Origin of the sequence: Pseudomonas sp. R4-35-07, from assembly GCF_003852235.1 — a bacterium.
GTDB lineage: Bacteria > Pseudomonadota > Gammaproteobacteria > Pseudomonadales > Pseudomonadaceae > Aquipseudomonas.
Window position 1 is genome coordinate 2,011,973 of record NZ_CP027732.1, and the last position, 25,424, is coordinate 2,037,396.

20 protein-coding genes are annotated in these 25,424 nt (G+C 62.2%); 4 read left to right on the forward strand and 16 right to left on the reverse strand.

Translation table 11 applies throughout. The features are described 5' to 3' along the window. Positions 1-12 precede the first annotated feature (12 nt). From murJ to C4J89_RS09385, 12 genes are all read right to left on the reverse strand, one after another. Positions 13-1,422: a murein biosynthesis integral membrane protein MurJ gene (gene murJ, locus C4J89_RS09330; protein ID WP_124362077.1), complete on the reverse strand. Its 1,410-nt coding sequence runs from the start codon at positions 1,420-1,422 to the stop codon at positions 13-15. Next, entirely contained in the window at positions 1,422-2,855 is a 1,434-nt protein-coding gene (locus C4J89_RS09335) for an O-antigen ligase (protein ID WP_124406788.1), read from the reverse strand. The genes murJ and C4J89_RS09335 overlap by 1 nt, the downstream gene beginning before the upstream one ends. Further along, positions 2,852-3,955 (reverse strand): glycosyltransferase family 1 protein, encoded by a 1,104-nt coding sequence (locus C4J89_RS09340; protein ID WP_124414308.1) that lies wholly within the window; start codon positions 3,953-3,955, stop codon positions 2,852-2,854. The genes C4J89_RS09335 and C4J89_RS09340 overlap by 4 nt, the downstream gene beginning before the upstream one ends. Further along, positions 3,946-5,163, reverse strand: coding sequence for a glycosyltransferase family 4 protein (locus C4J89_RS09345; RefSeq protein ID WP_124414309.1), 1,218 nt, complete (start codon positions 5,161-5,163; stop codon positions 3,946-3,948). The genes C4J89_RS09340 and C4J89_RS09345 overlap by 10 nt, the downstream gene beginning before the upstream one ends. A gap of 8 nt (positions 5,164-5,171) precedes the next feature. Continuing rightward, positions 5,172-6,500 (reverse strand): cellulase family glycosylhydrolase, encoded by a 1,329-nt coding sequence (locus C4J89_RS09350; protein WP_124414310.1) that lies wholly within the window; start codon positions 6,498-6,500, stop codon positions 5,172-5,174. Next, positions 6,490-7,680 (reverse strand): glycosyltransferase, encoded by a 1,191-nt coding sequence (locus C4J89_RS09355; RefSeq protein ID WP_124414311.1) that lies wholly within the window; start codon positions 7,678-7,680, stop codon positions 6,490-6,492. The genes C4J89_RS09350 and C4J89_RS09355 overlap by 11 nt, the downstream gene beginning before the upstream one ends. Next, a complete protein-coding gene (locus C4J89_RS09360) occupies positions 7,680-9,671 on the reverse strand; it encodes an exopolysaccharide transport family protein (protein ID WP_124362083.1) in 1,992 nt (663 codons plus the stop codon). Before C4J89_RS09360 ends, C4J89_RS09355 begins: the two co-directional genes overlap by 1 nt. A gap of 14 nt (positions 9,672-9,685) precedes the next feature. Next, complete coding sequence (locus tag C4J89_RS09365) at positions 9,686-10,462, reverse strand: polysaccharide biosynthesis/export family protein (protein ID WP_124362084.1); 777 nt, start codon at positions 10,460-10,462, stop codon at positions 9,686-9,688. Between the two features lie 29 nt (positions 10,463-10,491). Further along, positions 10,492-11,403 carry a glycosyltransferase family 2 protein gene (locus C4J89_RS09370; RefSeq protein WP_124362085.1) on the reverse strand — a complete coding sequence of 304 codons (912 nt, stop codon included), beginning with the start codon at positions 11,401-11,403 and terminating at the stop codon, positions 10,492-10,494. Position 11,404: 1 nt separating this feature from the next. After that, positions 11,405-12,865, reverse strand: coding sequence for a mannose-1-phosphate guanylyltransferase/mannose-6-phosphate isomerase (locus C4J89_RS09375; protein WP_124366517.1), 1,461 nt, complete (start codon positions 12,863-12,865; stop codon positions 11,405-11,407). After that, positions 12,865-14,304 carry an undecaprenyl-phosphate glucose phosphotransferase gene (locus C4J89_RS09380; RefSeq protein WP_124403636.1) on the reverse strand — a complete coding sequence of 480 codons (1,440 nt, stop codon included), beginning with the start codon at positions 14,302-14,304 and terminating at the stop codon, positions 12,865-12,867. Before C4J89_RS09380 ends, C4J89_RS09375 begins: the two co-directional genes overlap by 1 nt. Before the next feature lie 412 nt (positions 14,305-14,716). Then, entirely contained in the window at positions 14,717-15,397 is a 681-nt protein-coding gene (locus tag C4J89_RS09385) for a DJ-1/PfpI family protein (RefSeq protein WP_124414312.1), read from the reverse strand. Positions 15,398-15,488: 91 nt separating this feature from the next. On the opposite strand from C4J89_RS09385, the gene C4J89_RS09390 reads away from it, so the two are divergent. Next, a complete protein-coding gene (locus C4J89_RS09390; RefSeq protein ID WP_124414313.1) occupies positions 15,489-16,454 on the forward strand; it encodes a GlxA family transcriptional regulator in 966 nt (321 codons plus the stop codon). Here C4J89_RS09390 and C4J89_RS09395 read toward each other — a convergent pair. The 3 genes from C4J89_RS09395 to C4J89_RS09405 are packed head-to-tail and all read right to left on the reverse strand — an operon-like array spanning position 16,443 to position 19,961. Then, complete coding sequence (locus tag C4J89_RS09395; protein WP_124414314.1) at positions 16,443-17,354, reverse strand: alpha/beta fold hydrolase; 912 nt, start codon at positions 17,352-17,354, stop codon at positions 16,443-16,445. The genes C4J89_RS09390 and C4J89_RS09395 overlap by 12 nt on opposite strands. Beyond that, positions 17,342-19,168 (reverse strand): glycoside hydrolase family 15 protein, encoded by a 1,827-nt coding sequence (locus C4J89_RS09400; protein ID WP_124414315.1) that lies wholly within the window; start codon positions 19,166-19,168, stop codon positions 17,342-17,344. Before C4J89_RS09400 ends, C4J89_RS09395 begins: the two co-directional genes overlap by 13 nt. Further along, entirely contained in the window at positions 19,161-19,961 is an 801-nt protein-coding gene (locus C4J89_RS09405) for a glucose 1-dehydrogenase (RefSeq protein ID WP_124362092.1), read from the reverse strand. The genes C4J89_RS09400 and C4J89_RS09405 overlap by 8 nt, the downstream gene beginning before the upstream one ends. A 411-nt stretch (positions 19,962-20,372) precedes the next feature. On the opposite strand from C4J89_RS09405, the gene C4J89_RS27135 reads away from it, so the two are divergent. After that, complete coding sequence (locus tag C4J89_RS27135; RefSeq protein WP_256681791.1) at positions 20,373-21,170, forward strand: hypothetical protein; 798 nt, start codon at positions 20,373-20,375, stop codon at positions 21,168-21,170. A 610-nt stretch (positions 21,171-21,780) separates the two neighbouring features. Further along, positions 21,781-22,725 carry a hypothetical protein gene (locus tag C4J89_RS09420; protein ID WP_256658942.1) on the forward strand — a complete coding sequence of 315 codons (945 nt, stop codon included), beginning with the start codon at positions 21,781-21,783 and terminating at the stop codon, positions 22,723-22,725. Between the two features lie 54 nt (positions 22,726-22,779). On the opposite strand, the gene C4J89_RS09425 is transcribed toward C4J89_RS09420, so the two are convergent. Then, complete coding sequence (locus tag C4J89_RS09425) at positions 22,780-23,931, reverse strand: MFS transporter (RefSeq protein WP_124362094.1); 1,152 nt, start codon at positions 23,929-23,931, stop codon at positions 22,780-22,782. A gap of 228 nt (positions 23,932-24,159) precedes the next feature. Between C4J89_RS09425 and C4J89_RS09430 the strand changes: the two genes are divergently transcribed. Then, complete coding sequence (locus C4J89_RS09430; RefSeq protein WP_124414316.1) at positions 24,160-25,143, forward strand: diaminopimelate epimerase; 984 nt, start codon at positions 24,160-24,162, stop codon at positions 25,141-25,143. Positions 25,144-25,424 lie beyond the last annotated feature (281 nt).

Genomic DNA, 25,424 nt, shown 5'->3' on the forward strand with positions numbered 1-25,424 from the left:
CCGAACGATCATTCACGCCTTGCGCCACGGCGTCAGCCACAGCCCCATACCCAGCAACACCACGGCGCCTGCCAGGGTGCTCAGCCCCACTTGCAGCCACACGTCTTCGATTCGAAACAACACCAGCGCCGCCAGCCCCATCAGCACCGTACTGAGCAGCCATTGCCGGGCCCAGGGCAGGGCGCCGAGCAACGCCTGGCGCTGCATCAGCAGCAGCGCGGTGCAGATCACCCCCGCCAGTGCCGCCAGTGGAATGCCGGCCAGGCCAAACGCAAACGGCAATACGCCCAGCAGCAACACATTGACCAGGCTGCCGAGCAGTTCGCAGCGCAGCGGCTGGCGCGTGTCGCCGGCGGCGTAGGCGTAGCGCGCGAGCAGGGCGTTCCAGGCACCGAATACCAGCGGCACGGCAAACCAGGCGAGCAACAGCGGCAGTGGCGAGTCTGCCGATTGTGCGGGCAGCAGCAGCGCGACCAGGCTCGGCGCCGCCGCCACCAGGCCGACGCCGGCCGGCAAGGTCAGCACGCTGGCGGTTTCCAGGCCGCGCTTGAGCAGGGCCAGGCGTTCATCGCCCTGGCGTCGGCTCATCATGCCCAGCAGCACTTGATTGAGGCTCATCAGCGCAATCAAGGGCAGGTTCATCAGCTTGCGCGCCAGGTTGACCCAGGTCACCGCGCCTTCCCCCAGCAGCGACGCCACCAGGCGCTCGATCAACGCCAGGCCCTGGCTGGCGCCATTGCTGAGTAACAAGGGGCCGATACGTTGGCCCAACTCCCGCAAAGGCGCGAGCGACAGTTGCACGCGCCAGGGTCGCCAGCCCAGGCGCCAGAGCGACGGCAGCAGCGCCAACGGCATCAAGCCGCTGCCGACCAAGCACGCCAGCGCGAGGCTGTGCGGCTGGCTGGCGGTGCCTGCCAAGGCGAGGTACGCCACCGGCGGCAGGTTGAACAGCAGCGAGCCCAAGCCCGCCAGCACAAAGCGCTCGCTGGCCTGCAAGGGCACACTGAACAGCGCATGCAGCAGCAGGCCCGGCACGCACCACGCCACGATCTGCAGATTGCTGCCGGCCAGGGCCGTGGCGCTGGCCGCCAACCCCGGGCCGAGCAGTTGCACCAGCCAAGGCGCCAATAGCATCAGCAGCAGGCTGGTGACCAGCGCAATCAACAGCAACGCCGGGAACAATACGGCCAGCCAGTCCAGGCGTTCGCTGTCCTTTCGTTGCAGATACAGCGGCAACGCGGCGGCGCTCAACACGCCGCCGGCCAGTGACATGCGCAGCGCCTCGGGCAAGAACAGCGCGATCAGGAACGCGTCACTGCGCTCCCCGGCGCCCCAGGCTGCCACCAGCAACCACTCGCGCGCAAACCCCAGGCACAGGCCCAGCAGGGTCGCCACGGTCAGCCATACGGCAGAACCCAGCATCAGGGCCGCGCGCCATCAAGCATCGGCTTGCGAAACGCCAACGCCTTGACCTGGGGCAGGCGCGCCGGGAACAAGCGCCGCGCCTCCAGCACGTTAATCCCCACCATCAGCCAGAACAGCGCGACCATCACCACGGCAAAGCTGAAGTAGTGGTCAAACAAACCGCTGACCAGCGCTGACAGAATCCCGGCGGTGCTGCCCAGCCACAGCGCGTTGTCCTTGGTCAGGCGGATCGGGCCCTTTTCCGGCCGGGCTTCACGCCACCAGCGCACGGTGACTGCGATAAACAACAGCATGCCGACAACGCCGGTCTTGTAGATGAAGTTCAGCCACAGGTTGGAGATCCCCAGCAAGTGCGTGCCCGGTACCGGCGGGTCGACCTTGAAACCGATGCCGAACGGGTACGCCGCCACGGCCTGCGGGAACATGCGGTATTCGTCGAAACGCACCTCGGTGCTGGCGTTGCTTGAGGAGAAGATAGTCGCCAGGCGTTCCTGCAGCGGCGGATAAGCCATCACCAACGCCACGGTCAACGCCGCGCCGATCATCAGTAAACGTCCGGTGTAAGGCACGCGTCGCGTGGCCAGCCACATCAGCACCAGCGCCAGGCTGACCATCGCCCCGCGGCTACTGGCCAACAGCAACGCCGCCGCACCCAGGCACGCCACGCTCAGGCCCAGTGCGCGTTTCCAACCTTGTTCGGTCATGCCGTAGCAGAACGCCAACGGCAGCAGCAGTGCCATGATTCCGCCAATGGCATTCGGGTGCATCCACGGCGAGCCCATGCGTGACGACATGGCTTCCAGGCCGAATTTCAATGTGTCGAAGTTGCCATAGTTGAGCAGTGCCAGGATCGGCGCAATCCCCGCCCCGGAGCGTGTGCGCACGAACACCGCAATCGACATCACCAGCATCGCCAGGGTGCCTAGCAGCAGGGCGATCACCAGGCTTTCGCGGTGTTTGTAGTCCACCAGCAGCTTGGCCGTGAGAAATACTCCCGAGAGGTTCAGCAACCAACGCAGCCAGTTGGCCACGCCGCTGCTTTCGGCGTGGATGCTGACCTGGCCGACGATAAACGGGAACACGCTGAACAGCATCAGCCACAGCAGCATCTGGTCGGTGGGGCGAAGCGCCAGGCGCGGCGCGTCCGGCAGGCGCGACAGAAAGCCGTGCCACAGCACCGCGCCCCAGGTCAGCGCAAGAATGGCTTCGCTCACCGTACTGCGGATGCCCAGATTAAGCGTGGAGTAGGGCATGAAGGTCGCGACCAGGGCGAACAGCAGCAAGCCCCAGAAGGGAAAGCGCAGGATGGTCACGGCCGCCGCCAGGCCGATCACGGCGAGAAACGCCTTGGCCGGTGACAGCGCCAGGGCGACCACACCGAACAGCACGCCGAAGAGGATCGCGACGAGGCTTGCCAGGGAGAGTCTCATTTCAGTTCCTCGATCAGTTCGGCCAGGCGCTGGCGATAGGCGTGTTGGTTAAAGCGTTCGGCCCATCGGCGGTGGTGTTCGGGCGTGGCTTCATCGGCGCGCTCACCCAGCTTCAGCATCAACTGGACCAACGCGGGGCCATCGGTGGGTGAAAAGCGCGGTGCCGACGGCGGGGTGATTTCGTCCAGCGAGGTGCCGCTGGCCACGGCGACCGGGGTGCCGACGCTCAACGCTTCAATCACCGGCAAACCAAAACCTTCCGCGTAGGACGGTTGCCACACACGTGACGCCTGGCGGTACAGCGCCTGCAACTCGGCGTCGGAGACGCCACTCAACGCATGAATCCCCGGCAGTTGGCGCTGGGCTTCGGGCAAATGCTCAAGGCTGCCCACCAGGACCAGTTCCGGCACGCTGGGGGAGTCGCGCCGCGCCTGTTGCCAGGCATCCACCAGGAACGGCACGTTCTTGCGCAGTTCACGGGTGCCGACCAGCAGCCAGAAGCCTGTGGGCAATTGGCGCGCGGACAGGTCCGCTGGCGGTTCGTTGAAACCCTCCACTTGATTGGGCAGGACGCGAACCTTGCCTGCCGCCTTTGGAAACAACCGCACGGTTTCGTCGGCACTGTACTGGGAAGGCGTCCACACCCGGTCGGCGTTGCGCACCGCGTAGGCAATCGACAGGCGATCGGTGGTCTTGTACACCAGCGCCTTCAGGCGGCTGGCGTGGTAGTTGTCCAGGGTGATCTGAAACAGGTCGTGCAGCAGCACCACGGTACGCAACCCTTGAGGCTTGGGCGGTAACGGCAGGCCCATATTGAAGGTGCTGATGTACAGATCGATGTGCTGTTCGCGCAGCGCGCGGGGTAAAAAACCGGCTTCGAAACGCAGGCGATTCTGTGGCTGGTGCATCGCCGTTTTCGCGCAGCCCCAGGCCGGGCAGTGTGCCTGCAAGCGGGTTTGATCGCCCAGGGGCGCGACGGTAAATCGCTCCAGTTCGATGTCCGGCAGGCTGCGCAGAGCGCTTTCCAGCGCATACACCTGGCGGCTGATGCCCGATTGCGGTGAGGTGCCGACGGTGCGGTAATCCAGGCCTACACGCATGCGGGCTCCTTTTGATTGAGCGGCGAAAGGGTGGCGTACACTTGCTCCAGTTGGCTGGCGGCAACGCTCCAGTCATGGGCTCGCCGCGCATAGGCGCGGCCGGCTTCACCCATGGGCGCGGCGGCTTCGGGAGCGTGCAGCAGGCGCACCACGGCGTCGGCCAGGCCGACAGCAGTTTGCCCGCCCAGATAATCCAGGCCCTCGACCAGGTCCAGGCCCGACACGCCCTGTTCGGTACTGGCCAGCGGCAGGCCGGCGGCCAACGCTTCGAGCACTTTGAGCTTGGAACCGCCGCCATGGCGCAACGGCGCGAGAAACACTGAACAGCTCGATTGCAGGTTCAACAGGTTTGGCACAAAGCCCTGCCACTCGATGCGCGGGTCCGGCCAGCGCTCGCGCCAACCGTCGGGCATGCCGAAGCCGCACACGCTCATGCGCGCGTCGGGGCAGCGCTCCCAGACTTTCGGCAGGATTTCATCCAGGGCCCATTCGATGGCATCCACATTGGGGGCGTATTCATAGTTGCCGAGGAACAGCACGCGACGGGTCGAGGGGTCAGGGCGGGCGCCGGCGAAGTGATCGCAATCAACACCGTTGACCACCACCGGCACCGGTTTGCCGGCGATGTTTTCCAGCACCCGCGCATCGCTGTCGGTGACGGCCACCACTTGGCTGGCCTGGCGCATCACGCGACGCTCCCAGCGCGTGTAGCGCCATTGGTCGTAGCGAATGAACGGCAGCGCCCAACGCGGCAAACGGTCGTACGTCGCTGCGCCGAGCGCCGACTCAACGTTATGTTCAGTCAACACGAAGGGTTGGGATTTGCGCGCCAGGGCATCTTCGTAAGGTTGGAAGGTATAGGTGTGCTCGATCTGCACCACGTCCCAATGTTCGTTGAGCAGTTGGTTGAACCGGTCCTCCAATTGCCCCGACAGGCCATTCACGCTGGCCAGCAGCGGGTAGGGCGCAAACAGCCCGGCCAGCAGGGTTTTCAGGCTGCGCAGTGGCCGACGCGGCAGGATGATCAACTGCTCGAGAAAGCCTTCCAGCACTTGGCGATCGCTCAGCGACACCGGGTGCTTGTCATGCAAAAGCAACGTGATCCGGTGCCCACGCGCCGCCAGGCTGCGCAGCAGGTGGAACTGGCGCGTCTTGCCGCCGCTGGTGGCAGGCCAGGGCGAATAAGGCAGGATCCATAAAATGCGCATGGCGGGCTTCAATCCCATAACAGAATTTGCAGGTTCGACTTGACCGGGACAGTCAACCCGTTAGTGCCGCTCACCGGTGTCTGTGTGCCGCGCAACGGGTCATACAGCGTCGCGCTGGCGAGGCCGGGCAAGTGCGCGTTACCGCCACGGGCCGACCAGAAAAACCACAGTTTGCGCCCGTCGGCGCGGGTCCAGCCGATGCTGAACAGGCCGTCGGGCAACTGGTCGGCGGTGGGCGGGTCGCCGGGGGTCAGCTGCGGCCCACTGATGTCGAGGAAATTCTTCAACGCGGTGTAGACCGGCTTGGGCTTGGCGTCGATATCGAGCAGGCCGTAGGCACGGTCGCGCACGCTGGCGCGCTGGTCGAGGTCGCTCAAGGTAAACAGGAAGATCTTGTCGAAATCCAGCGCGCTCATCAGCGCCAGGCGGCGTATCACATAATCGGCCTGGCCCTGCTGGGTGATGATGTCCTGCGCTTCCTTGGGCCCGACGTAGTTCGACCAGCCCCACTCGGTGCTCCACAGGGTCTTGACGCCATTGCTGCGCAGTTTCTGGTTGAGCGCGCTGGTCTTGGCCACGAAGTCGAGGTTGGCCGGGTCGTTGCCCTCAGGCAGTTGCGTGTAAGGGTGGTAGGACACCACGGTGTTCAGCTTGGGCACACCGAGGGCGTCGAGGGCGTCGAGCATGGTCTGCCCGTTGGGCATTTCGCTGAAAAACGCCATGCCGGCGGCCACCACCGGTTTGTTCGGGGCGACGGCGCGCAGTGCGGCGGCGGTGGTGCGCAGCAACCTGGCATAACCGGCCGGGTCCGCCGCCGGGCGCCAGAAGCCCAGCAGGTTCGGTTCGTTCCACACCTGCCAGGCGTCGACGCTGGGGTAGCGTTGGGCCAACAGGGCCATGCGGATCGCAAATACATTCGGGTCCTGCGGCGGGTACTGGTCCTGATAGGGCGCACCCGCTGGCGCGGTGGTGATAAAGGGCGCCGAGCCGACCAGGTAAAACACCGACTTGAGCTGGTTGTCCTTGAGCTTGGCCACCAACTCATCCAGGGTCGCCACTTGGTACTGGTCGGCGGCTGGCTCCAGCCGGTCCCAATGCAAATCCAGGCGCACCCATTCCAGGCCCAGGTCCTTGAGGCGGTCGATCTGCAACTGGTAGCGCTCGGGGCTGAACCACAGGAACTGCGCGTTCACCCCGAGGAAATCCTTCCACACCACCACCTTGTTACCCTTGAGCACATGGTTCTCGGCGTCGGCCGGGCGCCCCCAGATAAAGGCAGTCAGGCCCAGGGCCGCGACCAGCGCAAGGGTAGCGAAGTAGGTCCATTTACGCGTCATACGGGGCACCCGCGATCGCCTGTTCGAAGAGCTGCTTGAAGCGCTGCGCCGTCAGCGGCCACAAGCGTTCGCGGCCGATTGCGCCGGCGCGTTCGGCCCAGTCCTGGGCCAATGTGGGCGTGCGGGCCAGGCGCAACAATTGCTCGCCCAGCGCGGCCACATCGCCTTCGGGGTAGATCGCGCCGTTACCGCTGGCGACTTCCTCGGCAAACGCCCGGGCATCCGAGGTAATCGCCCCACGCCCGCACGCGGCGGCCCAGGACAGCGCGCCACTGGTGCCGCGCTGACGGCCGAGCAGGCCGAGTTTTTTCGATTCGCGATACGGCAGCACCATCACATGGTGGGCTTGGATCGTTTGCGCAATCTCGTCGGCCGGCAGGTTCAGCCGCCAATCAATGGAGCTCGCCAGGCCGAGGTCGGCGATCTGGCGGTTCAACTGCTCCAGGTAATTACCGCCCGCGCCAAACGCCATTTCGGCGGCGGTGCCACCGGCCAGGGTCAGGCGCACACGGTCACGCAATTCGGGGGCTTGCTTGAAAACGGCGGCCAGGGCCTGCAACAGGTCTTCAATGCCTTTGCCACGGTAGATAAAACCGAAATACAGCAGGTGCAGCGTGTCCAGCGGCGGCAGCGCTACGGCTGCAATCGCCAAGTTGGCGTGGTGGATCACCGCCACTTTGCCGGCGGGCAATTGCATCCGCTGGCTGAGGCAGTCGGCGCCCAGGCGAGTGAGGGTGATCAGCCTCGTCAGGCCACGGGCGACATGGCGTTCTTCGCGCAGGGTCAACGGGTCTGCCAGCACCACCGCCGCCTGCGGCAATGGGCTGGGCAGGCGCTGCAGCAGGTTGAGCGGGAAGGGCAGGTGCTCGCGCCGCCATACGATGCGCTCGGGGTCATGCACGGTGGCCGTCAGCGGCAGGTTCGGGTAGGCGCTGCGCAACGCGCGCAACGCCAGGAACTCCCCCAGGCGCCCGCCGCCCAGCTCGGCGTGGACCAGGTCCACGCTGTGCCAGTCGAACGCGGCGACGGCCTGCTTGATCGCCGCGCTGGTGCCTTCCACGCCGCTCAACGGTGTCAGCACCGTCACGCCCAGCTGCTCCAATGCCGTCTTGAAATGATTCGCGTAGTCGGCGATCCCATTCTTTTCCGGTGGCAAAGGTGCGAGCAGGGCAATGCGCATCAGAACGCCCCCCGATATTTGGCGATGCTGTGCAGCACCTTGGCTGGCACTTCGAATTTACGCCGGTTGATGATGATGCCATCGACTTTGCCGAACGCCGTATTGAGGATCGACAGCGCGTGCTCCACCACCGGCACCGTGCTTTTCTGCGCTTCCACCACCAGCGCGATCAGGTCAGCGCGCCGCAGGTTGACGAACGCATCGCGGTTGTCCAGCAGCGCCGAGGCGTCCAGCAGCACCACTTCGCCCGGTGCTGCGGGCGCCGCCCCGCCGACGCGCACGGTAATGCCGTTTTCCTGGAGCAGTTGGCGCAGTTGCTCCACCACGAAGGTCACCCCTTCACCGTGGCGCGCCGAGGTCAGCCCGAGGGTCAGGCCGCGTTCGGCGACGCGGTCCAACTGCAGCAGACCGTACAGCCGGTAGATGCTCGCATTGAACGCATTGGTGCCTTGCGCGGTGCTGGTGTCCAGCTCCGGCAGGGTCGTCCACAGCGGCAGGCCGAATTTGCGTTCCACCAGGCCGCCATCGTGAATGCGCTGGTCAAGCAGGTAGCACAGGTAAATCACCAGCAGGCCGACGACAATGGCAAACGGGATCGCCAGCAACAGCATCAGCAGGGTTTTGGGGAAGATGCGACCTGGGTTCAGGGTCGCTTCCTCGATCACCGCGATGTTGCTGATCTGGCTGTTGTCCAGTTCACGGTCGATGCGTGATTTTTCCAGGTTGTCCACGTACAGCGCATAGTTACGCTCGGTGGCACTCAGCTCACGGGACAGGCGCGCCAGCTCCGGTTCAATCTCCAGAGCTTCCTTGCGTTGCGCTTCGAGGTTGACCAGTTGCTTTTGCTGCTGCACCAGTTGTGTGCGCAACGCCAGGTTGTTGCTGGACTCATCGAGCAGCACGCGCTGCAAGTGGATTTCCAGGGTGTTCGGTGCGCGGTTTTCCGAGCTTTGTACGGTGTTGCTTTCACCGGCGACCTGGGCCTGCATTGCCCGAATCGACGCATCCAGGGCTTTGACCGGCGGCGCGTTATCGGTGTAGGTGCGCATCATGTCGGCTTTTTCCAGCAGCTTCTGGTTAAGCAAGCGACGTAAATCCTGCTGCTGCGGGTTCAGCGCAATCTGGCGAACCGTGGTCACTTCCTTGGGCTGGGTCTTGAGCTGGGTGCGTGTGCTCTCAAGGGCGCTGTCCGACGAGGCAATCAAGCGCGTGGTGTTGAAGGTTTCGCCGCGCAGCACGTTGATGCGCTCGGACAAATCTTCCAGGCGATCGGTGATGCTCGCCGCGCCGATCTGGTTCAAGTGAGTCAGGATCTGCTGCTTGTAGCTCTTGATCTCGGTGGCGCTGTTGGACACCTGACCTTCATAGAACGCATACAGGCTCTTGCGCCCCAGGGCCTGGGTGCGTTCGTTGATGTAGGTTTCGACCCAACTCTTGACCACCGCCTGGGCGATCTCGGGGTCGCTCCACTTGAAGCTGATGTCCATCACCGTGGACCCGGCCGCATGGCTGACTTCGAAATTCTTCTCCAGGCTCGCGGCGAGGCGTTCCACCGGCGTGGTTTGCTCAATCACGCCCACGGTTTCCAGCACCACGCGCACGCCGTCGAACACCGCGCCGATAGCGTTTTTGACGTAGTACTTGGTGCGCTTCCAGACACCTTCCGGCGGCGGCATTTTGTCGATGACTTCCAGGTAATGCTCGGCCACCGCGCGTACGATCGGGCGGCCGGTCAGCAGGCGCTCCTCGTCGACAATCGGGTCGCGCTGGGTGCTGGGCATGACCAGCGCCTGGCGGTTGCTGATTTCGATCGGCAGCGTCGAATCACGCCCCGGCTTGACCAGCAGGCGCGCGGTGGATTCGAACTTGGCGGGCAGCAGGAAGGCGCCCAGCAAAATGATCACCAGCGCCGCGATGGCCGCCAGCTTGAACTCGTGCCGGAAGATGAAGAACAGGCGCAGAAGATCGCGAAAAGAACGGATCTCGATCATGGGATGTCGCTCCTTTAGTTACTGCCGCCGCTGGTTCGGGTGTAGTTGTAGCCAACCCCGATCGACTTGGTGAATGGGATCAACTGGTTCAGGTAGGTATCCACGCCCTGGATGCGCTCGCCCACATTGGATTTGGGCACGAACACCACATCACCGCGTTGCAGGGGCACTTGTTTGCGCCCGTTGGGCCCGGTCTTGAGGTATTGGCTGAAGTCCAGGAAGTAGGCGCGATAGACGCCTTGGGTATCTTCGCGCAGCAGCGCAACCATGCTGGCATTGCCTGCCGGGTTGACCCCGCCGGCGCCGACAATGGCTTGCTCCAGGGTGTTGGCCGAGGCGATCGGCACCGTGGTCGGGTTGTTGACCGCGCCGCCGACGATGATCGAATTGCCCGGCGCCTGGTTGATGTTCACCGTCACCCGTGGCTCGCGATACACCGGCGCAAGCTTGCTGCTCAGCTCATTCGCAACCTCGGACGGGGTGCGCCGGGCCACCTGGATCGGGCCCAGGAACGGGTAGTTGATCTTGCCGTCGGTTTGCACCGTGTACAGCGTCAGCTCGTAGATGGTGCTGACGTTGAACGCCGACAGAGTCGGCATTTCCCCGGCATCGCGCACGATGCGCAACTGATCGCCGATGCGGATGCGTTCCACCGCCGGCGGCAGTTGGGCCAGTTGGTCGAGGGCGCGCTTGCCGTCCTCGACGGTCTTGCCGTCAGGCGCGACGATGCGCGCGGGGGTATTGCAGGCGGCCAGGGCCATCATGGCCAGGACGAGCAGGGTTCGTTTCATCAAATAGGACTTCCTGTAGGTCATGATGCTCACCTCCAATAACCGGGGAACATGCTGATGCGCCGCTTGAGGGCGAGGGGTAGCCGGCGTTCCTGCTGGCCCAGCCGATAGCCGAGCAACTTGAACGCGCTGCGCACCAGTACTTCGGGTACGCGATGCAATGCACCGGCTGCGCGCAATGCCGCGAGTTCAGCCAGTACATAGCGTTTACCTTCACCGCCGGCATCGCCAAAGGCCTGGCGTATCCAGGGTTCGCGACCGTAGAACACGCCAATGTCGAAGTAGCGGTGAAACTCATCCATGAGTCGGTAATCGTGGGAGTGGTACACCTGCGCGGAGGCGGCGTAGCGCACGGTGTAGCCTTCGATCAGCATGCGCGCCGCGACATAGGCGTCTTCGCTACCGATGACATCGGCGGGGAAACCACCTACGGCTTGCAGGGCGCTGCGTCGGTAAACGGAAAACGAGTCGGAGCTGAAACAGGTCTTGATCCCCAGCTGCGGCGCATCGGCCAGGCGCTTGCTGCGGCTGTCGGCCGGGTAATTGAAGTGGCGCGACTGCGCGCCCAGCACACCGGCATCCGGGTGCGGCAGTTGGCGACCATAGGCCACGCCGTTGAGCGGGTCCTGCTGCAATTCAGCGAGCAGGTTGGCGAAGGTCTCGGGCGCGGCGGGAATGGCGTCCTGGGTCATGACGATCAGGGCATCGCCGCTTACCTGTTCGCTGGCCCAACGCCGCGTGCCGCCGTGGTTGAAGGCGCGGGCGTCGATCACCTCGACCCGCGCGCCGTATTCGCGAAAGCGCGCCACGGTGTCATCGCTGGACGCGCTGTCAACCACCAGCATCTCGTCCGGTTGCAGGGTTTGCATTTTCAGCGCAGGCAGCAGCCGCGCCAGGTGGCTTGCGGCGTTACGGGTCGGGATGATCAGCGAGGTGCGCATGTCACGGCTTCACTTCGGCAGGCGCACGCCCATAGATGTCATCGAAGCGCACGATATCGTCTTCGCCCAGGTACTCGCCGCTCTGCACCTCGATCATCACCAGGTCGATGATGCCGGGGTTGGTCAGGCGGTGTTTGTGCCCCGCCGGGATGTAGGTGGATTCGTTGGCGTTGATCAGAAATTCGCGCTCGCCATTGGTGATCTGTGCCGCGCCGCTGACCACCACCCAGTGTTCGCTGCGGTGATGGTGCATTTGCAGCGACAACGACGCCTGGGGCTTGACCACAATGCGCTTGATCTTGAAGCGGGTGCTTTCCTCCAGCACGGTGTAGGTGCCCCACGGCCGGGTGACGGTGCGGTGCAGGCTGAAGGCCGGATGGTTCTGGCGCTTGAGCTCGGCCACGATGTAGCGCACGTCCTGGCTGCGGTGGGCGTCGGCGATCAGCAGGGCGTCGGGGGTGTCGACGATGATCAGGTCACGCACGCCGACCGCACCGAGCACGCGCTTGGGCGAGTCGATGTAGCAGTTGTGCACGTCATGCAAAATCGCTTCGCCATTGACCTGGTTGCCCTGGGCATCGCTGGGGGTGAGCTGGCGCAGGGCTTCCCAGGAGCCGATATCGCTCCAGCCGATGTCGCACGGCACCACGGCCACTTGCGTGGACTTTTCCATCAGCGCCACGTCAATGGAAATGTCCGGCGCGCTGCCGAAGGCGTCACTGTCCAGTTCGCGCTGGCGCGAGGTTTTGTTTTGCAGGTGCTGGCTGTGCTCAAGGGCGGCACGCGCAGCGATCAGCACGTCGGGCGCGTGGGTGTTCAGTTCATCCACCAGGGTGCTGGCCTTGAAGCAGAACATGCCGGCATTCCACAGGTGTTTGCCGCCGTCGAGGTAGGCTTGGGCGGTGGCCAGGTCGGGTTTTTCGACAAAGCGTTTGACAAGGTTGCCCTGGCTCAGCGCTTCGCCTTTTTCGATATAGCCGAAACCGGTCTCCGGGTGGTCGGGTTGAATGCCGAAGGTCACCAGGTAGCCGGCATCGGCCAGCTCGCGGGCCTGGGCCACGGCGTCGGCGAATGCGGTCTCGTTGAGCACCAGATGGTCGGCGGGCATTACCAGAAGTTGCGCGTCGCCACCGAAATGTTCCTGCACATGCAGCGCCGCCACGGCGATCGCCGCTGCGGTGTTGCGCCCGAAGGGCTCGAGCAGCAGGTCCAGGGGCAAGTGGGCCTTGTTGACCCCACGGTAGTCATCCAGGGTGCGAAACAACAGGTCGCGGTTGGTCACCGTGAGCACGCTTTCCACGCCGGGCAGGCGGGCGGCGCGCTGGAAGGTTTTCTGCAGCAGGCTCTGGCCGTCGCGCATGCGCATGAACGGCTTGGGCATGTTCTGCCGGGACACCGGCCACAAGCGCGTGCCCGAACCACCGGAAATGATGCAGGGAATTAATCCGTTGAGGGTATTCATCAATAGACTTCCTTGGTGGAAAGGACGGCCGGGACCGTCATGAAAACGATGTACAAGTCAAACCACACCGACCATTTGGAGATGTACTCCAGGTCGTACTCGACGCGTTTCTGGATTTTGAACAGGGTGTCGGTTTCGCCCCGGTAGCCGTTGATTTGCGCCCACCCGGTGATGCCTGGCTTGACCCGGTGGCGTGAGCTGTATTCGCTGACCGCCACTTCGAAAGGAATGCCCGCCGCCTTGGTGGCGGTGGCATGGGGCCGGGGGCCGACCATGGACATGTTGCCCTGCAGGACGTTGAACAACTGCGGCAGCTCGTCGATGCTGGTTTTGCGGATGATGCGCCCGACTCGGGTGATGCGCGGATCCTCGCGGGTGGTTTGGCGTTCGGCGGTGAAATCGCTCTGGTCGGTGAACATCGAACGGAACTTGAACACGCGGATTTCATTGTCGTTATAGCCATAGCGGTTCTGGCGAAACAGCACCGGGCCCTTGGAATCGAGCTTGATCGCGATCGCCGTCAACAGCATCACCGGCGACAGCACCACCAGGGTGATGCTCGCCAGCAGCAGGTCTTCGCAGCGCTTGATAAAGGGCGACCAGCCGCGCAGCGGTAACTGCGAGGTGTTGAACATCAAGATGCCGCCCACATCGGTGATGCGGCTGTGGCCGTAGCGCAGGGCGGCCATGTCCGGCACCAGCATCACGTTCACCGACATCTGCCGCAAGCGATTGACCAGCCCGTGGATACGCTGCTCGGCGGCCCACGGCAGGCAGATCATCACTTGGTTGACCTGCTCGGCGCGGATGAGTTTTTCCAGGTCGCGGGTGTTGCCCAACAGCGGCAGGCTGCTCAGCTCCTTGGGAATGCGCTCGGTGCGGTCGTCGATAAAACCGATCAGGCCGGAGCGGATATCGCCATTGCGCTGCAGGTGGTCGGCGACGTGCACGGCGGTGTCGGTGAAGCCAAGGATCACCGTGCGTTGCAGGAATTTGCCCTTGCGCATCAGGTTGCGGTACAGGCGCAGCATCACCAGGCGCTCCAGGCAGAACAGCCCGAGGCTGGCGAAGTACCACACCACCAAGTTGCGCGGGTTCAATTGCGGGAACACCTGCAGGATCTGGTACATGAACAGCAGGATGCAGAACGCCGACGACCAGGCCACGATATTGGCGCGCAGGCGCAAGCGGTTGCTGAACAGCTCTTCGGAATAGATGCCCAGGGCCTGGAACAAAATAACCGTCAACACCGCAAAAAACAGCAGCAGCCCCAGGAAATGCGAGCGCATCTCGGCGTCCATCGGGTCGAGGAAAATAGCCAGGACCAGCGGTGGCAAAATGGCGGTCAGGCCATGCACCAACTTGACAAAAACAACAAAAAACTCAACGAAGCCGGCCCGGGTCAGAAACAAACTGACCACTGATGATTTCTCGCGCATACAACCATCCCTCATTGCACACCAAGTTTGCGCCGCAGCTGTTCAACGGAGCAGTCAACGGGCCACATCTGGTTAAAACGCAACCATTCATCCAAGTGAAACCATCCAAATGAAGGAATTTTTGCGGAGCTAGTGGCTAAAGGAGTTCCTTTTTACGGCATAGTCAATAAGTTGACCATTCTGCGAAGATCGTATTATAGGCATGTTAATTGAAGTTTTGTGTGCCATTTTTATGACGGTCGTAGTGCTGGCACTTGGGCATCTGGGTGTGATTTTGAGTGTAGGAACAAATGTCAGAATTTTCCTGTTTGGCAGGAAAAGGTTTTTTTGGCGGGGGGTCAGGAAGAGGGCAGTTGGCGGGACGCGGAGCGTCCCAGGAGGCGTTCCCACGCAGAGCGTGGGAACAATCCATTCAACCCAGGCGCGCCGCCGCCCGCGCAACAATCTCTGCGCGCACCCTGCGCGATTCTGCCGTGCGCTTGTTGGCTTCCTCCAGAACGTGCCTGGGCGCCGTATCCGGGCGGCCCGCATCAAATGGCGGGGCCGGCGCATATTCGATTTGCAGCTGCACCAATTGCGCTGCCGCTTCGCTGTACAGCTCCGCCGCCAGGGTCAGCGCAAAGTCGATGCCCGCCGTAATTCCACCGCCGGTAAACAGGTTGCCGTCACGTACCACGCGCGCCTGTACCGGGATGGCGCCCAATGGCGCGAGCAAGTCGTGGTAAGCCCAGTGCGTGGTGGCTTTACTACCACGCAGCAAACCCGCCGCGCCCAGCACCAGCGCACCGGTGCACACCGAGGTCATGTAGCGCACGGTGTGCGCTTGAGCCCGGAGGAAGTCCAGCGTGGCGGGGTCTTCCATCAGTGCGCCGACACCGGCACCGCCGGGCACACACAGCACGTCCAGCTTCGGGCAGCCGGCATAGGTGATGGTCGGCGTGAACACCAGGCCGGTGCTGGAGGTGATCGGCGCCAGGTCTTGCCAGACCAGGTGCAGTTTCACGTCCGGCAGCGAACCGAGCACGTCATAGGGGCCGGTAAGGTCCAGTTGCTGGATGCCGGGGAATAACAGGAAGCCGATGTGCAAGGTCATGAATGAAACTCCAATCAAGAGGGTGGACGGCTTCACTGTAGAGGCCTAGGCTTTGGCGCATACGCCATTGAACCCACAGATCACGCCAATCATGCCCCGACTCATTCATGTGCTCGCTTTTGATAATGCCCAGGTGCTCGATGTCACCGGGCCTCTGCAGGTGTTCGCCTCGGCCAATGACCTGGCTCGCCAGCGCGGCTTGCCCGCGCCCTATGCGGTGAATGTGATCGCTGACCAGGCCAAACCGGTGATGACCTCCGCAGGCCTGGCGCTGGTGGCCGAGCCGCTGCCCGCCGTCGATCAGCCGTGTGACACCTTGGTGATCGCCGGTGGCTGGGGCGTCTACGGTGCCGCCGAAGACCCGGCGCTGGTGCACTGGGTACGCGAGAAATCGCGGCACACACGGCGCATGGCCTCGGTCTGCACCGGTGCTTTTCTGCTGGCCGCCAGTGGCCTGCTCGACGGATGCCGCGTGGCTACGCACTGGACGCGCTGTGAGGAACTGGCGCGCAAGTTTCCCGCGCTGACGGTGGAGCCCAATCCGATCTTTATTCAGCAAGGCACGCTGTGGACCTCGGCCGGCGTGACCGCCGGTATCGACCTGTGCCTGGCCCTGGTGGAGGAGGACCTGGGCCGCGCCGTCGCCTTGGACGTGGCACGGCAGTTGGTGGTGTTTCTCAAGCGTCCCGGCGGGCAATCGCAATTCAGCGTGACCTTGTCCCTGCAAAAGAGCGACAGCCGCTTTGCCGAGTTACACGCCTGGATCGCCGACAACCTGACGTTGGACTTGAGTATTTCCACCCTGGCCGCCCAGGCTGGCATGAGCGAGCGCAGCTTTGTGCGCCACTACCGAGCCGAAACCGGCCAGACCCCGGCGCGGGCCGTGGAGCTGATACGGGTCGAAAGCGCACGCCGGCAATTGGCGGACAGCAGCATTGCGATCAAACGCATCGCGGTGCACTGCGGGTTTGGTTGTGAAGAAACCTTGCGCCGCAGTTTTCTGCGGGCCCTGTCGGTAACGCCCCAGGCCTATCGCGAGCGGTTTTCACCGGTGTAGCAACTCCAGCAGCGCCGCCAGGGTGGCCTCGGGCGCTTCTTGCGGAATATTGTGGCCCACGCCGGGCAACACCTGGCGTCGATAAAAACCGCTGAAGTGCTCGACATCGTCGTCCTCTTCCGGGGGCGGCCCCACGCCGTCATCGGCGCCGCACAGGGAAATGCTCGGCACCGAAATCGGTGGTTGCAGCGCCAATGCCTGCTCGATGAATTCCAGCCCAGGGTCCCCCGGCGCATATCCGAAGCGGTGGCGGTAGGAGTGGATCACCACCGCGACGAAATCCGGGTTATCGAATGATGGCGCGGTGTGCCCATACAGGCTCGGCCCGCGCGCCCACGACGGTGACCACAACGCCCACAACAGCTGGCACAGTTCGCGGCGGTTGGCGGTCAGGCCGTCCACGCCGCGCTGGGTATGAAAGTAATACTGGTACCACAACCGATGCTCTGTGGCAGGCGCCCGTGGCTTGGGAGACTTGGCGATGTCCTGGATGTTGTAGCCCTCTGCGGTCACCAACCCACGCACCCGCTCCGGCCACAGCGCCGCGACGATACACGCGGCGCGCCCACCCCAGTCATAACCGGCCAGCGTGGCGCAGGGAATGGCCAGCGCATCCATGAAGTCCAGCAAGTCCTTGGCCAGCGCTGCCTGCTGACCGGAACGCATGACTTGATCGTTGATAAAACGCGTAGGCCCATAGCCGCGCAGGTACGGCACCAGCACCCGGTAGCCACGCTGCTCCAGTACTGGCACGATTTCGTCGTAGCTGCGCGGGTCGTAGGGAAAGCCATGCAGCAGGATGACGGGCTCGCCATCGACAGGGCCGTGGGTTTCGTAAGCCACATCGAGCATGGACGTGCGCACATACAGCAGCGCGGCAGGTGGTATCAGGGTTGCCATACGGTTTTCTCCCCACTGAGCTTACGGTCCAGAAACGTTGCCGCACTGATCAACGCCAAATGGCTCAAGGCCTGGGGTGTGTTGGCCAGGTGCCGGGCCTGGCTGTCGAACTCTTCGGCGTACAACCCCAGCGGGTTGGCGTAGCGCAGCAACTGTTCGAACTCCAGGTGGGCTTTTTCCACTTGCCCGGCGCGGGCCAGGCATTCGACGTACCAGAACGAACATGCGGTAAACGCGCCTTCGGTGCCTTGCAGCCCATCGATCTGGCTGTCGTCGTTGCGGTAGCGGTAGACCATGCCGTCACGTACCAGGCTTTTCTCGATCGCCTCCAGTGTCGACAGCCAGCGTGGATCAGTCGCGGCAACGAAGCGCACCAGCGGCATCAACAGCATCGAGCCGTCAAGGGCAGTGCTGTCGATGTGCTGCACGAAATGCCCACGTTCTTCGTTCCAGAAGTTGCTCCAGATGTCTGCATAGATGGCCTGGCGCGTCTGGTCCCAACGCGCGAACGGCGCCGGTAGTGAGCGCTTGGAGGCCAGGCGGATCGCGCGGTCCAGCGCCACCCAGCACATCAGCCGCGAGTGCAGGAAGTGATGCTGCTCACCGCGCATCTCCCAGATACCGACGTCTTTCTGGTTCCAGATTTCGCAGACCTGGTCGACCACTTCCACGGTGTGTTTCCAGCCTTCGTGGGAAATGGCTTCGCCGTATTTATTGACCAGGTACACCGCGTCCATCAGTTCGCCGTAGATATCCAGCTGGATCTGGTCGAACGCTTCATTGCCCACGCGCACCGGCTGGGCGCCACCATGACCACGCAAGTGGTCCAGTGTGGTTTCCGGCAGTTCCTGGCGGCCATCAATGCCGTACAGGATGTTGATCTTGGTGGTTTGGCCGCAGCAGTCGCTGACCCGTCCTCTGAGCCAGCGCATATAGGCATTGGCTTCCTCGATGAAGCCCAGGCGCATGAAGGCGTAGACGGTAAAGGAGGCGTCGCGGATCCAGGTGTAACGGTAGTCCCAGTTGCGCTCGCCGCCAGGGCTTTCCGGCAGGCCGAAGGTGGCGGCGGCGATGATTGCGCCCTGTTTGCGCGAGGTCAGCAGCTTCAGCGCCAAGGCCGAGCGGTTAACCATTTCGCGCCAGCGCCCACGGTAGTTCGATTGGCTGATCCAGCCGCGCCAGAACTTCAAGGTGCGTTGCAGGTAAAGGTCGGTGCAGGCATTCGTCACGCGCGGGTCGTCCTGGCCGCCGAGGACGAATTCGGCGCTTTCGTCCTGGGCCAGGCTGAAGCGGGCCACCGCCACATTCTCGTCCAGCGTCAGCGCGTGGCTGCCGGTCAGGCGCAGGCCAGGCTGGCCGTCAGCGCTGAACACTGCGCCGGTGTCGCAGGCTGTGGCGTGCGTGTTGGCGCGGGCGTAGTCATGGCGTACGGCGCAGCGCAGGTGGAATGTCGCCGTGCCGCTGACCACTCGTACGCGGCGGATCAATAGCGGCAGGTCGTCGACCTCTTCGCTGACGGCCAGCAAATCGGTGACTTCCACCACCGCCGCATCGCTCAGCCAACGGGTCTGCAGCACATTGGTGTCGGGCAGGTAAATCTGCTCGCGGCGCGCATTGGGCAGGTCCGGGGTGAGCTGGAAGGTGCCGGCGTCGGGGGTGTCGAGCAACGCACAGAAAATCGACGGGCTGTCGAATTCCGGCCAGCAGAAAAAATCGATGCTGCCCTGGTCATTCACCAACGCCGCGCTGCGCATGTCGCCAATGATGCCGTGCGCACCGATGGGGCTTTGTGGCTCGTTCTTCAAATCAACCATTGCCACGAAACTCCGGATAAAGGCTCATGCCGCCATCGATGAACAGCGTGCTGCCGACCACGTAATCGGACGCGTCGCTGGCCAGCCACACTACTGCGTTCGCCACGTCTTGCACATCACCGACCCGGCCATAGGGAATCAACTTGAGCAGCTCTTTTTGCGCCGCGCCTTCGGTGGCCGCACGGTTGATTGCCGTGCGAATCGCGCCTGGCGCAATCCCGTTGATTCGAATGCGCTGCTCGCTGACTTCCTGGGCGAGGGTGCGCATCAGCATCTCCACACCGCCCTTGGACGCTGCGTAATTCGCATGCCCGGCCCAGGGAATCAATTGGTGCACCGAGCTCATATGAATGATCTTGCCGGCCGCGCGGGACACGCCAGCGCGCACGCCTTGCCGGTTGAAAATACGCACGGCGGCGCGTGCGCAGAGAAATTGGCCGGTGAGGTTGACGCCGATCACGGTGTTCCAGTCGTCGAGGCTCATGTCGACCAGGTTGGCGTCTTTTTGCAGGCCGGAGTTGGCCACGAGGATATCCAGGTGGCCGAAGGCATCGAGGGTCTGGGCGAACAGGCGTTCGACGTCGGCTTCTTTCGATACATCGCCACCGATGGCAATCGCCCGGCCGCCGTTGGCGTTGATCTGCGCGGCGAGGGCTTCGGCCGGTGCCGCCTGGGAGTTGTAGTTAAGTACGACGGCCGCGCCGGCTTCGGCCAACGCCTTGGCCGCACCGGCGCCGATGCCGGAGCTGGCACCGGTGACCAGGGCCACTTGTTGCTGCAAGGAAATCTGCATCGCCCACCCGCTGTTTAATGAGAGTCTTTTGTGCTGACTGATGCGCGGTGATGGAAGTTCAGCACGCCGCTGTGCATTTGAAAGGGTCGCGGACCAATGCAACTGTAATTTCTGACAGTAGACGCGTCTTTATCCTCAAGTGAACCTGCGAGCGTTGGCGTGCCCGGGGATGGATGTCATGGACATAAGGCGATTTGCGTTGCCGTGGCAGGGAAATTTCCCGGTTCGCTCTTCGTTACGCAAGACCTCCTTCCTACCCCTAGTTGGATGTTTTCAGCACGTCGAGGAACCTATTGCCATCGCTCTACCACACAGCAAAGGCCTGCTGGTGCAGACCTGCGCCACGATTCATCCATCGTTGGCAAGGCTGCGGCAGCAAGGTATCGCCCTAAATCAGCACTGGAGTACCCCATGTCGGTATCCGCATCCAATCAAGCGTTCGCCTCATCAACTGACAACCTGGCGCAGACTCGCGCAGACGCACAACCCAGCGCGGTGGCCAAGGCTGCGGGCGCGGCGGGCCCGAGTTTCGAGCAGTCGGCGAGTCAGTCCGGCCCGGTTTTCGACAGCGCAGCGCAGTCGCGCAAACCAGGCTTCAATCCAGGCCCGCCCCCACGTCCCAACCCCACCCTGCCGGATCCTCTTTACGGAAAACAGAGCAACGAGGTGTTGGCTCAGGGGCTATTGAATAATTACAACGCGTTCAAACCTTGGTACGCACCGACCGTCACGCCTGAGCATATAAATAATATGGCAGGTCGACCCTTGACCGGGTTTTCGAAGGTGGATGAGAACATCAGGCTTGCCAGGGAATTGCTCAAGCGCCCGGGCCTGATGCAGGCCCTCGATCGAAATAATGGGACGGGGGCTCAGGATAAATCCCTGTCTAAACAAGACATCAGCAAATTCATTCTTTCGTCGAACCCACTCAAGCTTCAAGACGACAGGCAACTTGCCCAGAATGTCTTGAATAACTTCAACGCGTTGAAAGGGCCGTGGTGGAGCGCCGATAGAAACGCCATCGACGTCAACACCTTCGCAAAGTTTGCGTCGCGTCCGCTTTATGGTCATGGACCCACCGACAGCATTACCCAGCTATCGCGAGAAGTCATGGCGCGTTCTGAGTTGAAGGGCTCGATGGATAACGTCTTCGGGTTCCTGCGCGATGGCAAGATCACCCGGGACGACCTGTATCGGCTCCTGCGCTAATACCTGGCCCAATGCGTCGCATCGGTTGGTAGATACTTGGCCAGGAAATCGCTCCGCAGTGATGCTGGAACCATTTGCAAGTATTTACCACGAAGAAAGCATCCATTGGTGTGACCCATGGATGCCTTCGTTTACTGGAACAGGTAATGGCCTATGAATTCGACATCATTTGAACCTCGCCAATCTCACTCCCAGTACGCTGTTGCAAACCTGCCCGCTCCGGCAACTACGCTACACGGCCTGGGCTCATCTCAAGCAAAGGGGCTCAATCTCACGTCGTCACCCAAGTTCAGTTTCAAGGCGCCTACGACTGAAGACTTCGATAGGGGCTCGCGAGCCGTAGAGGACGGGCCGGCGCCTCGGTCAGCAGTGTCATTGCTCGAAGCGCTGTGGAGCAAATTGTCACGCCGTCAATGACAGTCAACCCACTGACGTCGCTGGCTGGTTACAAATGTTCAAGGTTTACCGGGAGCAGGCTGGCGGCTTGCCGGAACCATTATTTTTAGGTTGCCACATATTCGATACTTGCCTCGCGCTGACCGTCACCGCGCTTTTGAAGACGGAGCACTCGAGGTCCAAGTAATGCAATCTAAATAAGGTGGGAATCAACATGACTAATGGGATAAATACTTCAGGCTCTGGATTACCGCATCTGCAGAATTGGACTGCCGGTGCGAATCAGGCGCCTGCTCCAGCCGGGGGTGGTTACGCGCGGCTCAGCGTCGTGGACAAGGCGTTGGGAACCCAGCAGCCGCTCGGAACGACCTCGAGTTTTGCCCCCAACAGCTTGATGGTCAATGGCGCCAGCCGGCATTTTGACGGCCAAGGGTTGTATGGCGGAATGTCAAAGGTGGGAAATCCCTATATCAGTTCGGACGACCGCCTGCTGGCGACAGATCTGAATAACAACTTTTCCATGCTGGATAAGTTCAAGAAAGATGGCCACCTGACCCAGAGCGGACTGCAACAAATTGCCGCTGAAGACGTGCACAAAAGCAGCGTCTCTGAACGCACCATCATGTTGGCCAGGGAGATACTCAATCGCCCCAGGCTCAACGAGGCGATTCTAGTCGATGGCGGTAAAATCACGCCTGAAAGCCTGGCCAATGCATCTGACCTGGTCGTTGGCAACACCAACCCCAATACCCAAAGTGTGGATCCATTCCATTCGAAAACCAATGCACAAGTCGTGCAAGCGTTCAGGGGCATGTTTGATCAACTGCGGGATAAATCCGAAGACTACACCTTCTTTTTCGAGAAGCACCGATACGTCAAGACAGACACACTGATCGAAATGAGCAAAGATCCTGACGAGACCGACAAGAACGGTAATGTCGTACGGGATCCGGCGACTGGGTTCCCCAAGAAAAAATACAGCGAGCAGCAGGTATACGTCGCCAAGAACATTGTTGAGCGACCAGGATTGCTCGACTCCCTGGACAGCAACAAAGCGAACGGCACCAATATTTTTGGGAGCCACAACATTGATGGCTGGTTGAAGAACTACAGCATCGATCGATGGTTGGAAAACGATAAGAAAGAAAAGGGTAACTGAAGGCGTCGCAGGTATGAGCGGGTGGATAATCAGGCCGCTCATACCGGCGAGCGTTTATACACGCACTATCCTGCCGCTGATCGCCACCGCTGCCAGCAACCCACCGATCAGCAGGAACGCGGTTGCCACGCTGCTGGCATGGGCAATGAAACCGATCACTGCCGGCCCGGCCAATATGCCCGCATAGCCCAGCGTGGTGATGGCGGGCACGGCAATATGTTCCGGCATCACCTTCTGTTTGCCCACGGCGGTATAAAGCACCGGGACGATATTGGAGCAGCCGGCGCCCACCAGCGCATACCCAAGCAGCGCCATTTCCCAGGCAGGGGACAGCGTGGCCAGAAACACACCGGCCGCTGCCAACGTGCCACCGGCCACGATCACCCAGGTAGCGCCCAGGCGCCGCACAATCACGTCACCGGTCAAGCGCCCGGCGGTCATGGTCAGGGCGAATGCCGCGTAGCCGAGGCCCGCATAAGCTTCGTCCAGGCCGCGTTCGGCACTGAGGAACACCGCGCTCCAGTCCAGTACTGCGCCTTCGGCCAGGAAAACGATGAAACACAAGCAGCCGATAAACAGCACCACGCCATGAGGAATGGCAAACGCCGGCCCTGAGCTTTCACTGCCATAGGGGAGCAGATGCGGCCTGGCCTTGAGCAGTGCCACTGCCATGATTACGATCACCACCAGGGTTGCCTGCAGCGGCGACAAGCCCAGCCCCAGCAAGCCGGAGACTCCCGCCGCACCGACGATCCCACCCAGGCTGAACAACCCGTGGAAGCCCGACATCATGGTTTTCCCGCTGGCGCGTTCAACGATCACCGCTTGCAGGTTGACCGTCGAATCCACCGTGCCCAGCCCTGCGCCAAACAGGAACAACCCTGCCATCAGCAGCGGAATCGAACTGACGGTGGCCAGCATCGGCAACGCCAGGCAAATCAAGACCGTGCCGGCGGTCAACACGCGCCGGCAGCCAAAGCGTGACGCCAACACCCCGGCCACGGGCATGGCGAGGATCGATCCTACCCCCAGGCACAATAGCAACAGGCCAAGTGTGCCTTCGTTGAGTTGCGCGCGCGCCTTGGCGTACGGCACCAGCGGTGCCCAGGCCGCGATGCCGAAGCCAGCGATGAAAAAAGCGATACGGGTCGACATTTGCTCCAGCCGCCCGGGAACCACGGGGGCGGAAGTGGGGATGGCAGTCATGAATAATCCTTGGTGTTGCGTTCAACGAACGATGTCCGGCGTGACATCCTTGCACATCAGGCCTCGTCGGGCGAGCCGGGTTCCCTTGGGATTAGCGAGCGGCCCGTGACGGTATTTCCAACCTGAAGGTGTCGCGTGTGTAGAAGTGGGCGTTCTGTAATACGCTGTTGCTCTCTCTTTCAGGCTACCGACGAACAGACCGATGACTTTTTTCAAGCAGCTTACAGCGTGACTCGGTTCTATGACGCGCGCGGCAATATCTATGGGGTAGTCAGCCCCGATTATTTACGTCGCCGGGGTGTTGACCTGCCCGATGGCGCCGACCTCGCCGCGAGTGCGCGCCAGGCATGGAGCGCATCGGCCATTGCTGCCGAATGCGGGTGGGGAGCGGTGTCGCCGGCGCCCGGTGCCAAGGCTCATCGCTGCGACGGGTTGCTGGTTGGGCCGTTTCAGGCTGCGCCACCTTTCGATCTATTGATCGTCAATACTGACGGTAGCCTCGCCGAGCGCAGTGGCAACGGGTTAACCATCTTTGCCCAGGCATTGACCGACCAAGGCGTTATGTCAGAAGGCTGCGAGTTGCGGGTGCATCACGATAAAGCGGATGCAGTTTCACCGGTGGTCACGCGGGTGGAGCCTGCGGTGTACCAGCAGGTCGAGGGCTTTTGGCTGGACCTGGGGCAACCGGGTTTCGGCCCATCGGCAGCCGGTGCGGGAGTGGATAGCGGTGTGGCGCAGCAGGGTGAGTTCAGTCACGTGGCCGCGTTGGCGGCGATAGACCCGCAATGGGATAGAAGCCAGTTCGTGCGGGTGGGCAATCCCCATTGCGTAACACTTGTCGAGCAGATGGCGGCATTGCCCACCTATCTCGCCATGCATCAATTGGCACTGTTTGAGCGATTGCAAGCGATCGCCTTCGCTCCGCCTGTGGGCAGCGGTCGTCCCTGTGTCGCGGGGGTCAATTTGCAATGGGCCGCGCGTGCTTCGGGTAATAAGGTAATCGCGCGGGTGTTCGAGCGCGGCGAAGGGCCTACTGCGTCTTCGGGTACCAGCGCCAGCGCGGTGGCCTGTGCGGCATGGCGAGCAGGTTGGGTCGGCGCCGGGGAGGTGGCGGTGGTGATGCCGGGCGGCACGGCGCCAGTACGTTTGCGGGTTGAAGCTGAAACGTTGTCGAGCGTCAGTCTTTTCGGGACCGCGCATTCACTGGCGTAAGCAATTGCCATGGTGATGTGGGTCAGCTATTTTCTTAATGGATAGTTCTATTTGGAAGTGTCGAAGTAAGAATTTTCTTATTGTTGATAATTTGTTTGTTAAACGAATTTCTTATTTTGTAAAAGACACTTCCAACCTTGTCGTACGAAACTTCTTTTTTATTTTCCAAGGGCCGAATTTTCCCTGAGATCGCTAAGCTTCAAGGCGTTCAGGCGCTTTTTCTCGGCCAGTATTCGGCAGTCAACGAGGAGAGCTTTTAATCAGCGAGTTATGGATTGGCG

Coding starts and splice junctions, on each gene's coding strand:
- murJ (WP_124362077.1), bottom strand. CDS start 1,422: ATGCTGGGTTCTGCCGTATGGCTGACCGTGGCGACCCTGCTGGGCCTG.
- C4J89_RS09335 (WP_124406788.1), bottom strand. CDS start 2,855: ATGAGACTCTCCCTGGCAAGCCTCGTCGCGATCCTCTTCGGCGTGCTG.
- C4J89_RS09340 (WP_124414308.1), bottom strand. CDS start 3,955: ATGCGTGTAGGCCTGGATTACCGCACCGTCGGCACCTCACCGCAATCG.
- C4J89_RS09345 (WP_124414309.1), bottom strand. CDS start 5,163: ATGCGCATTTTATGGATCCTGCCTTATTCGCCCTGGCCTGCCACCAGC.
- C4J89_RS09350 (WP_124414310.1), bottom strand. CDS start 6,500: ATGACGCGTAAATGGACCTACTTCGCTACCCTTGCGCTGGTCGCGGCC.
- C4J89_RS09355 (WP_124414311.1), bottom strand. CDS start 7,680: ATGCGCATTGCCCTGCTCGCACCTTTGCCACCGGAAAAGAATGGGATC.
- C4J89_RS09360 (WP_124362083.1), bottom strand. CDS start 9,671: ATGATCGAGATCCGTTCTTTTCGCGATCTTCTGCGCCTGTTCTTCATC.
- C4J89_RS09365 (WP_124362084.1), bottom strand. CDS start 10,462: ATGAAACGAACCCTGCTCGTCCTGGCCATGATGGCCCTGGCCGCCTGC.
- C4J89_RS09370 (WP_124362085.1), bottom strand. CDS start 11,403: ATGCGCACCTCGCTGATCATCCCGACCCGTAACGCCGCAAGCCACCTG.
- C4J89_RS09375 (WP_124366517.1), bottom strand. CDS start 12,865: ATGAATACCCTCAACGGATTAATTCCCTGCATCATTTCCGGTGGTTCG.
- C4J89_RS09380 (WP_124403636.1), bottom strand. CDS start 14,304: ATGCGCGAGAAATCATCAGTGGTCAGTTTGTTTCTGACCCGGGCCGGC.
- C4J89_RS09385 (WP_124414312.1), bottom strand. CDS start 15,397: ATGACCTTGCACATCGGCTTCCTGTTATTCCCCGGCATCCAGCAACTG.
- C4J89_RS09390 (WP_124414313.1), top strand. CDS start 15,489: ATGCCCCGACTCATTCATGTGCTCGCTTTTGATAATGCCCAGGTGCTC.
- C4J89_RS09395 (WP_124414314.1), bottom strand. CDS start 17,354: ATGGCAACCCTGATACCACCTGCCGCGCTGCTGTATGTGCGCACGTCC.
- C4J89_RS09400 (WP_124414315.1), bottom strand. CDS start 19,168: ATGGTTGATTTGAAGAACGAGCCACAAAGCCCCATCGGTGCGCACGGC.
- C4J89_RS09405 (WP_124362092.1), bottom strand. CDS start 19,961: ATGCAGATTTCCTTGCAGCAACAAGTGGCCCTGGTCACCGGTGCCAGC.
- C4J89_RS27135 (WP_256681791.1), top strand. CDS start 20,373: ATGTCGGTATCCGCATCCAATCAAGCGTTCGCCTCATCAACTGACAAC.
- C4J89_RS09420 (WP_256658942.1), top strand. CDS start 21,781: ATGACTAATGGGATAAATACTTCAGGCTCTGGATTACCGCATCTGCAG.
- C4J89_RS09425 (WP_124362094.1), bottom strand. CDS start 23,931: ATGACTGCCATCCCCACTTCCGCCCCCGTGGTTCCCGGGCGGCTGGAG.